Here is a 14,249-nt window from a genome sequence, read left to right as displayed (position 1 = left end):
CAATTTTATGAAGAGATTTGTACTTCTACTAGTATTATTTTTGATGAGTTATGGGGTCAACTACGCTCAGGTCACGACGAGTAGTATTAATGGAATCGTAACACGTTCATCTGGCCAAGCGACACCTGGCGCCACTATCCGAGCCGTCCATACGCCATCTGGTACGACTTATTCCAGTGCTTCCAACGATGCTGGACGTTTTAATTTATCCAACATGCGTATCGGCGGTCCTTACCTTATTGAAGTCACATATGTTGGTCAGGATCCAGTTGTATATGAAAATATTTACTTGGAATTAGGCCAGCCATTTGTGTTGAATCCCGTTTTCACAGATGGTACAAGAAATTTAGAAGAAATTGCCATTGACGGCGGAAGGCGTATCAATACTGCGCGTACTGGTGCCTCGACTAGTGTCGGATTAAAAGAGCTTCAGGAATTGCCACAGATGAATAGAAGTATTTTAGATTTTACGCGCCTCACGCCGCAAGCTTCTGGAAATTCATTTGCCGGGCGCGATGCTAGATACAATAATCTCCAAATTGATGGTGCAAATTTTAATAATGGGTTTGGCTTAAGTGGTAATCCACTGCCCGGAGGCAATTCGCAGCCAATATCATTGGATGCGATTGAAGCAATAAGTGTAAACATTGCGCCTTTCGACATCACACAGTCTGGTTTTACAGGCGCTGGAATTAATGCGGTTACTCGTAGCGGTACGAACCGGGTCGAAGGATCAGGCTATTATTTCCTACAAAATCAGAATTTTCAAGGTCATCGAATTGGGGAGGTTACTTTAGATAAAATCCCCGCTGCCAATCATAATTATGGATTCAGGCTCGGTGGCCCCATCATCAAGGATAAGTTGTTTTTATTCATCAATGCGGAGCGCGAAGTAGCTACAGGAGACAACGCATCAGGAGTGAATCGGTGGCGCCCCTCTGAAGACGGAGTTGCTGTACCAGACGAGAATATTGCCAGAACAACACGGGCCGATTTAGAAGCCGTTCGGGATCATCTTATTAATCAATGGGGTTGGAATCCGGGACGTTATGAAGGTTATGCGAACGAAGCAAGAGAATCAAGTACAAAGTTTTTGGCACGATTGGACTGGAATATAAATGATCGCCATAAATTGGCCGTTAGGTACAATCAAGTTGTCGGAACATCTATGCAACTAGCAAATGGTAATTCGGGGCCATTCCCTAGAAGCCAAACGAACCGCGTAAGTCAAAACTCTATCACATTCGAAAATGGAAATTACGCTTTTCAAAATATTGTGCGGTCGTTGACCGCAGAATTGAATAGTAATTTCAGTTCGCGTTGGAATAATCAGTTTTTAGCTACATATACCCGTATTCAAGATACCAGAACCACACCCAACAGTCAGCTATTTCCTTTCGTAGATATAGGCGATGGTACACACAGTAATAACAATTCACCACACTCAAATTACATGAGTTTTGGTACGGAGCTATTCTCGCATAACAATGATGTCTTTAATAACAATTATTCCTTTATTAATAACCTGACATTATCGGTAGATAAGCACAATTTTACTTTTGGTGGAGCGTTTGAGATTCAAAATTTCGGAAATAGTTTTACACGCTTGGGAACATCTTATTATAGATATGCCTCTGTTCAAGACTTTTTGAGTACTGGCGGACCTAATGAGATAGCACCAATCATGTTTGGTTTGACGTATCCATACGAAGGTCAAGACACGTACTCTCGCGTCAACTTCGGTTTGGCTTCATTGTATGCTCAAGATCGTTGGACGGCGACAGATAAGTTGACCATAACATACGGTATTCGCGCTGAGTTGCCGATATATATGAACCAGCTTACCTCTAATCCATCTATTGATGCTTTGCGTTTGTTGGATGTCAATGGTATGCCTACTAATTATAATTCTGGATTATGGCCAAAATCAAGTTTGCTCGTATCGCCGCGTTTTGGCGTAAATTATGATGTTTTTGGTGATCGAAGTTTAGTTTTAAGAGGTGGTACTGGTTTCTTTTCCGGAAGAGTTCCATTTGTATGGTTAACCAATATGCCAACAGGCGCAGGCGTGTTACAAAACACGGTTGAGCCCGGTTCATATAATGATGTGGCAGGCTGGATAGCAACGTACGATTCAATCCTGATCCGTATTATCATCTAAACAATGTTCCGCAAGGTGCTGAAGATGTTTTTATACGTTCGCCACGCGAAGGCGCTCCGGGTACATTTTCGTTAGTAGACCGCAACTTTAAAATGCCGATGGTGTGGCGTACTAGCATTGGTGGTGATTACAAGTTGCCCAATACGCCAATAACACTTACAGGAGACTTTTTGTATACGAGAGATATTAATGCTGTGTTTCAATTTGGTGCCAATAGAGCATCGTCCAATACTTTTCTAGATTATGGCAGATCTGGTGAAGAGGGAGACTACGGTGATAATCGTACGTTTTATCCTGATGGCGTACAGCGATTCAATCCAGCAATAGGAGCTAATAATGTGACCGTACTAACGAATACCAATGTGAAAGGGCATGCTTTGAGTGCGACCGTTGGCTTGACGGTTCCTTTCCATCAAGGTTTTAGTGGCGGTGTGTTTTATACCTATTCCGACGCGCGTGAAGTAAGTGCAAATGCTGGGTCAAGTGCTGCTTCTGCTTGGGGAGGTTCTCCGAATATTAATGGCCCGAATGATCAAATATTACATCCTTCTAATTTCGCGATTCCTCATCGTGTGGTCGCAAACTTAAGCTACCGTTTTGAATATGCAAATGCATTGGCCACCACGGTAGGAGTAGTGTACACCGGATCTTCACAAGGACGTTTCTCTTACACGTATACAACTGATATTAATCGTGACGGCATAAATAACAATTTAATATACTTACCACGTGATTTAAATGCCTTGAATTTTGCTGATCGAGTGAATGCGAATGGTGACGTGCTCTTCACAGCCGAAGAACAGGTCGAGGCATTACGTGTATTTATAGCTAGAAATGGTCTGGAAAAATACATGGGTCAATACCTACCGCGAAACGGATTTTTATTACCATGGTTGAATCGTTTTGATGTACGCATATTGCAAGATGTTTACACCAATATTGGCGCACGTAAACACGCCTTGCAGGTAAGTTTGGACTTTATTAATTTTGGTAATCTGTTGAGCAGGAATGCGGGAATACGAAGCCGCCTAAATGATGCTCAATTTTTGTTTGGCAATCATTCAGTTCCTGGGGTAAATAATCAAGGACAATCTGTGCTCAATACGGTACCGACTCCCGCAAATGGGATTCCTACTTTCAATATGAATCTTATTGAAGGTCAATTGCCTACCACTCCCTTCCAAAATGTAAGTACAACTGCAACTACTTGGCAAATGATGTTTGGTGTGCGATATTTATTTTAACAGACAATTAAAATAACTGCTTTAAGTGGTTAGCTTTTGTAACTTCTGTTTGTTATATTTATGGTAACATAGTTAAATAATAGATTGAATTGTATTTGTTATCGTTAGTGATATATCGTACGTGAGAATTAATATAATAGATCATAAATATATCCTTGCTGAGCATTTTAATCATTTGCTTCGCGTGGCGATATGCGGCATCATATTGTATTCAAGCATTTTATCTTCTTTTGCTCAAGATATCTCGCTGCGTGCTAAGGTAGGTAGTGTGCTTTCAATGCCGAATACCAATAGTTTTTACCGTAATCAATCTATGCAATCAAATGTGGGTTTTATAGCTGGGCTAGGTTCCGAATATCTAATTAATACTCATTGGGCAGCAGCATTAGACATTTCACTGTTGTCTGCTAAACACAGCGTGCGTAATGCTAATCCCAGTATACAAACGCAGTACACACACACTTTTTTGGAGATACCGATCGGCGTAAAATATTATTTAGTAACAAAGCCAAATAGATTCAGACCTTACCTGCTCGCTGGATTAAGCGCCAACATGTTATTGGGCGCGCGTGCTGAGGGCACATATCCAAATGTTTTTAACAACGAATACAATGCTGATGCTGGCACGGAATCGTTTTTTTTAGAGAGTTTTATTAGTACAGACAAATCCATTTATCGTTCGAATTTCTTTGCAGGATATGCTGGCGTCGGCACATCATTATGGTCTAAGAATAAGTATAGTATAGGGATAGAAGTACGGTATGCGCACGGTTTACAGAGTTTTCTAGCTGGCAATACTAGTAATTTGAGTTTTTACAATCGCTTTCTTACCGCAGGCATACAACTTCAATTTGAACCGTGAGATAAGGCATATGAAGAAGATCTATTTCATCGTATTATGTTGTTATATATGCATGACTTCGTCCTGTTCGGATGATCTGCCCGGTGAAATTGGCCAGAATCCGACAATGGTTGATATATTTGATCAATTCTATCATTTTATGGATGAACGCTATGTATTTTGGGATCTCGAAAATACGGATTGGGATCAAATGCATCAATACCGTTCTCAATTTGAAAGGTTGGACATTAATGATCAGCAGGATCTCTTTTCCGCGGTAGAGCTTTTTCGCGAGATGACGCAAGACATCTTAGATCATCATTTTACTATTGATTTCACGGCTCGTGGCATCCAAGGTATTCAAATTAATCCCTCCTTTGAAAGAAAACAATTTGACGATGTTCCCTCTTATTTTGATTCATTAGAGGAAGTAGAAGCTATGATTAGGGGTGAACAACATGTTGGCCATTATACCAACGACAGTCATTTTATAACAGGTTTGACCGATGATCAGACGGTCATTTTTAAGACAAATCTCTTTAATTTCGGGAGGAACTACAGATCGGGAATTTCAGCCGAATCGGATGAAAGTTTGGATTGGTTCTTTGATCAAGTGGAGAACGATAATATCAAACACGTCATTTTGGATTTGCGCTCGTGCACAGGAGGCAATCTGATTGATCTTAATTTCTTTTTGGGTAAATTGCTAATAGCCGATATCCACTTTGGATACACGAAGATGAAACTCGGTCGAGGTCGTACTCACTATTCGCCTTTGCTTCCAGCGATAGTCAGATCTCGCAGAGTAAATACAACTGCTCCAAAAATTACTGTATTAACTAATGGTATTACCGCGTCGTTAGCAGAATTGATGGCTTATATTATCCAAAGCAATCAACTTGGTACTTTGGAGGGAGCTAGTACATATGGTGCTACTTCGCCAATTGCTGCTATTGAAATCTTTAATAGCGGTACGTATAGCATTGGAGAATTTATGCGTATCCGAACAGCGTCTGTACAATTCCTCGATAAGAATAGTCGTAGCATAGAAGGTGTCGGTGTAGCGCCAAATTAATTCTACAGTAAAATCAACTTTTATATGAGCAGGTCAGATAACGCGACGATCTAAAATCGTTTGCTGAAAGTGAACTTTCGCTGAGCAATATAACTATAAATCGTAATCAACCCTGTGCATAAGATCTGAGAAGGGGTAGGGTACCATTGTAATAATTCGACAAACAATTTTAGAAGAAAATAATTCAATATTAACGAACCCATGTTAGTCGCAAAATAGCGAAGCAACCGATTTCCAAATTTTGGTGCATGCTCATTTTGCTTAAATACCAGAAAAAAATTGAATAAAAATCCAGTAAAGAAAGTTACTACAAAAGAGGTTAATAATGCAAAGATATACGGACTTATAGTAACCAGTCCGAGCACGTCTACATTGTTTTTGAAGGTAACATAATGAAAGATAATATAAAACAAAACCCAATTAAGCAATACATTAGCTCCGCCAAAGAAAACATATTTGAATTTTTGATAATTCAAGAGATTTACTTTTCGATTCTTGACGGATATCGAAACATCCGTATCGGTAATATATTTTTTTAATGATTTGAGCTTGCTATCGTTGGTGTTCATCAAGGTGCTAATATAATGACCCTATCACAAAAAACACCCTCGATGAATAGAAATTTATCGAGGGTGTTTTTACTATAAGGTGATTAGATCAAAAATTATTTATACATCTCTTCGCGCTGCGCTTGCACCACTTCCGATTGAATGTATTCGTCGTAAGACATCAGTTTGTCGATAATGCCATTTGGCGTCAGCTCGATCACGCGATTAGCCACCGTTTCGGTCAATTCGTGATCTCGTGAAGTGAATAGGATAGAACCTTTAAAATCCGTCATTCCGTTGTTTAAAGCCGTGATTGATTCCAAATCCAAGTGATTGGTTGGTTCATCAAACATCAAAAAGTTTGCTCCTTGCAACATCATGCGGGAGAACATACAACGCATTTTTTCTCCTCCAGAAAGTACCGAACATTTCTTCAGTACCTCTTCGCCAGAGAACAACATTTTACCCAAGAAACCACGGATAAACTGTTCATCCGAATCTGGGCGTGTAGAATACGTACGCAACCAATCTACCAAATTTTCCTTGCTGCCTTCGAAGAATCAGCATTATCAATCGGCATATCTGCTGGTGTGATCGTTACACCCCATTTGAATTCACCTTTATAATCTTGATCACGACCCGATAGGATATCGTAGAAAGCAGAAGTCACTAAGTTGTTTTCTGCTAGGATCGCAATCTTATCGCCTTTGTTCACCATGAAGGAAATGTCTTTGAAGAAGACCTGTCCATCCACCGTTTTGCTCAAACCTTCTACCTGCAAGATCTGATCGCCCGGTTCACGATCCATTTGGTTGAACATGATAGCAGGATATTTACGATTGGAAGGTTTGATCTCGTCGATGTTGATCTTATCCAATGCTTTCTTACGAGAAGTAGCTTGTTTGGATTTAGAAGCATTGGCCGAGAAACGACGGATAAATTCCTGTAATTCCTTCACCTTGTCTTCCATTTTCTTGTTCTGATCCGAACGTTGTTTCAATGCTAATTGAGAAGATTCGTACCAGAACGTATAGTTACCGGTATAGATCGTCATTTTGCTAAAGTCGATATCCACAATGTGTGTACATACGGCATCCAGGAAGTGACGATCGTGCGATACAACTAATACAATCGCTTCGTACGATGCTAAGAAATCTTCTAACCAAGCGATGGTCTTGATATCCAAATCATTCGTAGGCTCATCGAGAATTAAGATGTCTGGCTTTCCAAAAAGGGCCTGCGCCAAGAGCACACGCACTTTTTCATTACCATCTAGTTCTTGTACCAATTTGGTATGCTGCTCTTCTCTAATTCCTAAATTGCTTAATAGCGTAGCGGCATTACTTTCTGCATTCCAGCCGTCCATCTCTGCAAAAAGGCTTTCCAGTTCGCCGGCGCGCTCGCCATCGGCATCCGAGAAATCTTCCTTCATGTAGATGGCATCTTTCTCTTTCATGATTTTGTACAAATCCTGATTTCCCATCATCACCGTTTCTAAGACGCTGAATTCGTCAAAAGCATAGTGATCTTGACTAAGTACTGACATGCGCTCACCAGGAGTGAAAGCCACTGAACCCGTCGATGGATCTACCTCACCCGAGATGATTTTTAAAAAAGTTGATTTTCCTGCTCCGTTTGCTCCGATAATTCCATAACAGTTGCCAGGTGTGAATTTTAAATTCACATCTTCAAAAAGTATGCGTTTTCCGAAACGAAGTGAGAGGTTTGATATATTTATCATGAATGATATATTTTACGTGTAGTAGGAGATTGACCTCCCTAAATTATTTTATGCTAATTCGGGTACAAAGGTACGATTAATAATAGAATTTATCAGCATAGAGCGATAGCTGCGTGCTCATATGCACAGTTCACAGTAGCTAATATTCTACTGACGCAAAAATCCCTTCTGATTCATCATATCAGAAGGGATTCTGTCGTGCACTGCGAATGCTAAGTTACACTTTAATAACCAGGGTTTTGCTCCAAGTTATTATTACCCGAAATGGCTTCGGTAGGTACTGGAAAGCGATGTAAATGCTTTGAATTCGAGGGTTGATGATCCCACCAAGCTTCTGTCACGAAGGCATCCCATCGAATCAGATCGGTTCTTCGTCGGCCTTCGCCCAAGAATTCAATACTCCACTCGTCTAAGAAACGGTATTTGTCAAGGTTGGCTACTGTAACTGGATCAGGATCATTGCCACCGGCAAAGTTTCGTTGACGCACGGCATTGATCAACGCTGCTGCACCAGCAACATCACCAGTTCTCCATTTGCATTCGGCCAACATGTAATAAACTTCTGCTAATCGAATAGCAGGATTATCGGCTCCCCAGCGTAGCGTGTTTTCTGCTAAAGTTGGAATCGGAACCTTTACCAATCGTACGCCGGTATTTTCCTCGCCGTTGGCCATGGTAGAAGGCAAATCGGCAATTGTAGGATACCGTTTGCCTGGTCCAACTTCAGAGAATCTACCGACTTGATCTCTGAAGATCAGTGGCTGATCTCGATATTCTTCACCGCCGTTTATGGCTCCGCCAGTTCGCGTACGATGTGGTCCGTTGATAAACATGCCTTCGTACGTGCCATTTCCTAAGTAGCGATAAGGTCTTTTTCGGAGATCTGAAGCGGCAAATTTTTCAAATGGCGATCCTAATCTGAATGCTCCAGTATACAGCGTGCTATCTGGCCGGCGCGAAGGGGTTAAGTGTGCACCATTGTTCGCTCCCATATCCTGATCAAAAAATTGTCGAGAATTGTAGTGGTAAAAGTCGGCGTAAAACCAATCATACTGCAACTTGTTGAATTCTGAAGGAATCGACCAGATAATTTCTGGCGATTGATGATTGCTAAATCCATGTGGGCCATACCAATTTTGATCTAAAGCATAGGTGCCATGCTGTTGATCGACGATAGCTTGGCAAAGTTGCATGCATTCTTGAAACATCGGTTTGCCGATATATGCTTCAGCATTGAAATAGAGCCTTGCCAACATCGTTACCGCCGCAGCGGCTTTCAACTCACCTTGTTCAGCTGCTCCAGCCTCCTTTTTTGGTAGCAAGGGAATGGCTCCTTGTAATATGGATTCAATATGAGCGAACAATTCTGCATCGGTATTACGCGGCAAGCTTTCGCCTTCTAGCGTCGTGAAGATCGGCATACCTCCAAAATAATCGAGTCCGCGTAAGTAAAAGAATGCAGCCAAGGTATTTAGCTGATTCAGGTGTGCTTGTTTGTCTTCTTCGGTCAGTGCAAAACGTGTGTAATCTAATTTTTCTAGATCGGTCTTTGCATCGAGCGCTAGTGCTACGCCCATCAATGTACCGCGCCAACTGCCCCAAATCCAACCTTCATCCTGTGTCCAGCGATGATAGTGATAGCGTTCATTTTCACCACCATTGTACCAATGCCGACCTTTTGTCGTGATTGCAAAATTATCTGCTGTATATTCTTGTAGTCGCCAGCGATCTTCGCCTAAATACCAGCGCGCATGTGTGAACGGGCGATTGAGCGCTGCCAAAATATCTTTTTCACTTTGAAAAAAGGTTTCTGGCGTTACTTGGCTGTAGAATTCTTGATTGAGCTTGGTACATCCGATCATGAGGCTGCTCAAAGACAATATTCCTAATACTATATTTTTCGTTTTCATCGTTTAAGTGCTATTGGTTAAAAATTAGCTTGTAATCCGAACATAAAAGTTCTGGTTTTGGGATAGGCATTTCGCTCTTCGAATCCTGGTTCCAAGCCGTTGATATTGACCTCTGGGTCTAAACCGCTGTATTTGGTGAATACAAATAGATCTCTGCCTGACGCATACAAACGCAAGTTGCTCAACGGCTTGATCCAATCCTTTTTGAAGGTGTATCCTAAGCTGATGACATCTATTTTCAAGAAATCGCCTTTTTCTAACCAGTAATCGCTCAGTTCTTTTTCACCTACAATGTCCCGATGTTCTTCAAAAGCGGTACGCAGCACATTTTGCCCGCGTACGTTAGGCAAGCTGTAATACATATTAATCATATTGAATACGTCGTATCCTAGCCAACTACGCATATATACGCCGGCATCCCAATTCTTGTACGCAATGCTATGATTCCATGAAAGCTGTACGCGCGGTATTCCATTTCCGATAAATCGCTTGTCGGCTAGCGTTTTGTTGCGCTCCGTCACATCAAATGCTTCGCCATTTTGATCATATAACATCCACTGACCATCATCCGTAAAACCAGCGTGCTGCCAGATAAAGAATCGGCCAATATCTTCTCCTGGGAATAAACGAACTGCGTTGCCGGGAGATCCAGGCGCAGGAAATCCTTTACGATCGGCAAAAGTCTGACTGCCCCAAAGTGAATTTAAACGACTACGATTATGCGCAGCCACAAAGGTGGTCGTGTAATTCCAGTCTGCATTGTTGACTACATTATAATTTAGCTCGAACTCTATCCCTTGATTTTGCATATCGCCAATATTCATCTGGGTGCGGTCGTGGATCGCCGGTGGTTGCGATACGCTAATGTCATAGATCATGTCATCGATGAAACGTTTGTAATAATCCACGCGACCAGTCAATTTGTTGTTCAGAATAGTGAAATCCAAGCCAATGTTGTATTCCTTCTTCACTTCCCAGCGAATATCTCTATTCTGATTATGCATTACACCATAGGTTCTATTCCAATTTCCTGCAAACAACCACCAAGTATCTGCACCATACATTCGTCTGGCCGTATTGGCGCTAAAACCTTCGTTTCCGGTTTCACCATATCCAGCTCTCAGTTTTAGATCTTGGATGAAGCCGACATTTTTCATAAACGCTTCTTCGGAGATGCGCCACGCGCCAGATATACCGGTAAATGTTCCCCAGCGATTCGCGGGATCAAATTTGGACGAACCTTCATGTCTCACTGTTGCTGTCGCAATGTATCGGTTGTCGAAGGAATAGTTTGCCCGACCGAAAAAGGCAGCCAGTTTTACCCAAGGATTTTTGTAGGAACCCATGCCCGCTCGGCCATCGGGAAGGAATGTACCTGTTCCGAGATCATGTTCACGGATACCATCTACCGGGAAGTTGGAGTTATTCGCATTAAATCCTTGACCGTTGAAATCTTGATAACTGTATCCTGCCACGGCATTTAGATGATGTCTTTCCCAGCGATTATCGTATGCTACGGACCATTCAAAAATGCGATCTTCCCAACGGCCATAATTTTGACTGGCATAACCATCAATACCATTTAAGCGAGATTCGCGATGTTGTGCCGACCGGTAAAAGCGACCATGTTCACTGTTACTCTTGATACCAACCGTCGCTGTGGTAGAAAGCTGATCGGTAATATTGATCTTCAACGCACTATTGGCCAGTAAATAACGATATTGCTTTTGATTGCTTCTCAAAGCTACCTCGGCTAGAGGATTCCAATAATCATATCCTCCTAAAAAGACATTGTAACCGGTAATATCTTCCGAATTGTAGGGCGTTTCAGTAGGGTTGAGCACCAAAGCCATATTAAATATGTCGTTATTATTTTCATTGGTGTTGGTATTGTTTGTAATAAAATCTGCGTCAACTTGATTGTAGCTGACTTGTGTACTCAGCTCGGCTCTGCCATCAAAAAACTTAAAATTTGAATTAATTCTTCCGCCTAATTCGCCTCGCTCGGATCCCATCGCAATGGCTTCTGCTTTCCGTTTGAAGAAAGTAGTATAGACGTTAGCATTTTCCGAACCTCCAGATATGTTCACTACTTGGCGATGTGAAAATGGATTTTTGTTCATCACTTCGTCGTACCAATCGGTGCGATGCCCTAGATCTTCCCCCAGGCCATACGCTACAAACTCATCTCCGGTAAGTACTTCCGGACGTCTGCGAACACGTTCTGTAAAGTATTCGGAAGTGAAGGTAACGTTGGTTTTTCCAATTTGCGGCCTTTTCGTAGTGATCAAAATCACACCGCCAGAAGCTCTTGTACCATAGATTGCTGCTGCAGATGCATCTCGTAAAACGTTGATGGATTCAATATCTTCACGTACTACAGAGTTGATATCGCCACCGGGCACACCATCAATCACCACTAATGGTCCTTGCGAAGCGTTGATGGAATTCACGCCACGAAGTTGTAAGGACAGGCCGGCATTTGGATCTGTACCATTCGTAGAAGCAACCGTCAATCCGGGTACTTTTCCTTGAATAGCAATAAGGGGCGATACGGCACCTGCAATAAGATCTTTCTGTTTAATTACGGATACCGGACTGGTTAAATCCCTGCGATCCAACGATCCGTACCCGACCACGACAACTTCATCTAAGCTGCTGGAATCTTCGACCATGCGAACAGTAATCCCAGATTGATTACCGACTACGACTTCTCTGGATTGATAGCCCATGTAGGTAATCACTAAGATCGCCTCGGGATTGGGCACATTGATTTCAAAAAATCCATCAACATTCGTTGTGACCGTGGTGCTAGAACCTTTTAGTTTTACGGTCGCACCAGAGAGGTTCTCTGTTCCATCAGAATTGGTCACTTGTCCTGTGATGATTTTTTGTTGATTTGGCTCGACAACATGTGTTAGTCTAGATCTTGCATCAGCCTCCAAAGGATTGGAAATCTGGATGGCAAATAGACACATGAATGCCACTTTTGACGCCCCGAAGAGGCGGCAATTCATTAAAAGTTTACGATTCATAGGTTTATATTTATTAGTTGCCCCAAGGTAGGAAAAAATGTAGGATGTCAACAATCAATAAGTATAATTTTCAATCTTATCACCATTGATTTTGATGCTATTCTATACTCGTTAATACCTCGTTCAAAATTATTATAATAGATGTAATGTTCAGGTAAACAGGTTATTGTGTGAGTTTTTGTTTTTGTCTCCAGCTGACGTCTTTTAAAGGTGTATGATCGATAAGATTTACCCTTGTAATGTAAAATACTGGTTTTCGTGGATTGCACTGTGTTGGCGATACCGTTACTTTAGTAATTGTACAATAAATAGAAAGACATGAAAAACCTATGGATGATTTTAGCAGTTGGGTTGTTCTGTACTGGTTGTTCCAAAGATAATTCTGAACCTCTGGATGAAGGCAACTTTAGCCAACTTTTTGGTGGTAAGCCATATCGTGGTACGGCGCGTGGTGTGCGATCACAACCGAATGCAGAAGATTATATCTGGAATGGTGAAGGTCGCATAGCGGTGATAGAAGCTACAAATGATTCGGTTTCCGTAGTGTTTATGGCCGATTTCGATAATGATGGGGAGATAAACCTGAAGTTTCGAGGAAAGATGGATGGTGCAGAACTACGTTTAGAAGCTGCGGATACCGAAAGCTATTTCGTAATTAGTCAACAAAAAATCGATGGAAAAATTGAAAATGCAGCACAAAACATGTCATTTGACGGTATCTTGCAGCGTGGTAAGGCGGATTTGGCGATGAGCGTTTATTTTAAAAAGGCGGATGGTACGTTCCCTGCTGGATCGACCTTAAATCTTCAGTTGAATACAAGTCGTGAAATCCCCGCTGAGAATGATAATGACTCTGGTTGTGGTGTACGCGTGGTTCCGATTTGGGGACCAAATGGCATGACAATGGGTATGGTGCCTGATTGCTAAATGGTCTTATAAAGCTTTCACAGTACCGCTGGATATCTTTTACTACAAAAAGTTAGTTTTGAGGACGTTTTGTTTTACATAAGGATAACAATTCCTTAAAAAAACCCTACTTATAAAGCTAATACCTTTGTAGCACCTATGAATGAAATCATTGCATTGCAATCGGATAACGAACTTGTCTTTAATAGGATTTACGAAGATCATCACTGGCGTATTTATAGTTTTATATGGAGTAGAACCAAATCTACTTACCTAGCTGAAGAGGTTACTCAGCTTACCTTTATCAAATTTTGGAAAAGTCGCGCTGCATTAAGTCATACATTGGAAATACAGGTTCAGCTGTTTGGAATGGCGCGTCAAGTGATGATTGATTTGCTTCGCAAAGAAGCCGCACGCTTTAAGTACGAAGGCGAGACAGCCTCAACACCATTTACTAACTCCTTGATCGATGCCATTGAGAGTAAAGATCTTTTGCAGATCATCGAAAAAGATATCGAAAATATGCCTAAAGTGCGTCGTTTGGTATTTGAACTCAGCCGCAAGCAAGGCATGTCGCATCGGGAAATTGCAGAAATTTTTTCTATCTCAACTAAAGCCGTAGAAAAGCACATTGGAAAAGCATTAGGACAACTAAAACAACACCTTTATTCCGTCATGCTTTAAGACATCCTTTGTATTCTCGAACTACAATTTCATAAAGCAATTCCAACATTGTTGAGAAATCCAGATTAAATAATTGTTAAGCAGATAGGGATGCTGGCTCGAGC

9 protein-coding genes and 1 pseudogene are annotated in these 14,249 nt (G+C 41.5%); 6 read left to right on the top strand and 4 right to left on the bottom strand.

Annotation, left to right across the window (positions count from 1 at the left end; genetic code table 11):
• The first annotated feature begins 7 nt into the window (after nucleotides 1–7).
• From A0125_RS15780 to A0125_RS03705, 4 genes are all read left to right on the top strand, one after another.
• Nucleotides 8–2,161, top strand: coding sequence for a TonB-dependent receptor (locus A0125_RS15780; RefSeq protein WP_197464760.1), 2,154 nt, complete (start codon nucleotides 8–10; stop codon nucleotides 2,159–2,161).
• A 92-nt stretch (nucleotides 2,162–2,253) separates the two neighbouring features.
• Nucleotides 2,254–3,405, top strand: a complete 1,152-nt coding sequence (locus A0125_RS15775; protein WP_197464759.1) for a hypothetical protein — start codon at nucleotides 2,254–2,256, stop codon at nucleotides 3,403–3,405.
• 121 nt (nucleotides 3,406–3,526) lie between these two features.
• Nucleotides 3,527–4,267: a porin family protein gene (locus tag A0125_RS03710; protein WP_066752231.1), complete on the top strand. Its 741-nt coding sequence runs from the start codon at nucleotides 3,527–3,529 to the stop codon at nucleotides 4,265–4,267.
• 10 nt (nucleotides 4,268–4,277) lie between these two features.
• Nucleotides 4,278–5,321 carry a S41 family peptidase gene (locus A0125_RS03705; protein WP_082784871.1) on the top strand — a complete coding sequence of 348 codons (1,044 nt, stop codon included), beginning with the start codon at nucleotides 4,278–4,280 and terminating at the stop codon, nucleotides 5,319–5,321.
• 50 nt (nucleotides 5,322–5,371) lie between these two features.
• Here the strand turns inward: A0125_RS03705 and A0125_RS16565 are convergent, their stop codons facing one another.
• The 4 genes and pseudogenes from A0125_RS16565 to A0125_RS03685 all read right to left on the bottom strand — a co-directional run bounded on the left by A0125_RS16565 (nucleotide 5,372) and on the right by A0125_RS03685 (nucleotide 12,555).
• Nucleotides 5,372–5,890, bottom strand: a complete 519-nt coding sequence (locus A0125_RS16565; RefSeq protein WP_066752227.1) for a GtrA family protein — start codon at nucleotides 5,888–5,890, stop codon at nucleotides 5,372–5,374.
• Nucleotides 5,891–5,985: 95 nt separating this feature from the next.
• Nucleotides 5,986–7,610 (bottom strand): annotated as a pseudogene (locus tag A0125_RS03695) (ABC-F family ATP-binding cassette domain-containing protein).
• 224 nt (nucleotides 7,611–7,834) lie between these two features.
• Entirely contained in the window at nucleotides 7,835–9,520 is a 1,686-nt protein-coding gene (locus A0125_RS03690; RefSeq protein WP_066752224.1) for a RagB/SusD family nutrient uptake outer membrane protein, read from the bottom strand.
• A 17-nt stretch (nucleotides 9,521–9,537) separates the two neighbouring features.
• The gene (locus A0125_RS03685) at nucleotides 9,538–12,555 is read right to left on the bottom strand and encodes a SusC/RagA family TonB-linked outer membrane protein (protein ID WP_231863104.1); all 3,018 of its coding nucleotides are present in this window, start codon (nucleotides 12,553–12,555) and stop codon (nucleotides 9,538–9,540) included.
• A gap of 318 nt (nucleotides 12,556–12,873) precedes the next feature.
• Here A0125_RS03685 and A0125_RS03680 point away from each other — a divergent pair, with 318 nt between their 5' ends.
• Nucleotides 12,874–13,482: a hypothetical protein gene (locus A0125_RS03680; protein WP_066752218.1), complete on the top strand. Its 609-nt coding sequence runs from the start codon at nucleotides 12,874–12,876 to the stop codon at nucleotides 13,480–13,482.
• Nucleotides 13,483–13,620: 138 nt separating this feature from the next.
• Entirely contained in the window at nucleotides 13,621–14,145 is a 525-nt protein-coding gene (locus A0125_RS03675; protein ID WP_066752216.1) for an RNA polymerase sigma factor, read from the top strand.
• Nucleotides 14,146–14,249 lie beyond the last annotated feature (104 nt).

The organism is Sphingobacterium populi, from assembly GCF_001586775.1.
Classification (GTDB): domain Bacteria; phylum Bacteroidota; class Bacteroidia; order Sphingobacteriales; family Sphingobacteriaceae; genus Sphingobacterium; species Sphingobacterium populi.
This window is presented reverse-complemented; position numbering and strand designations above follow the sequence as displayed.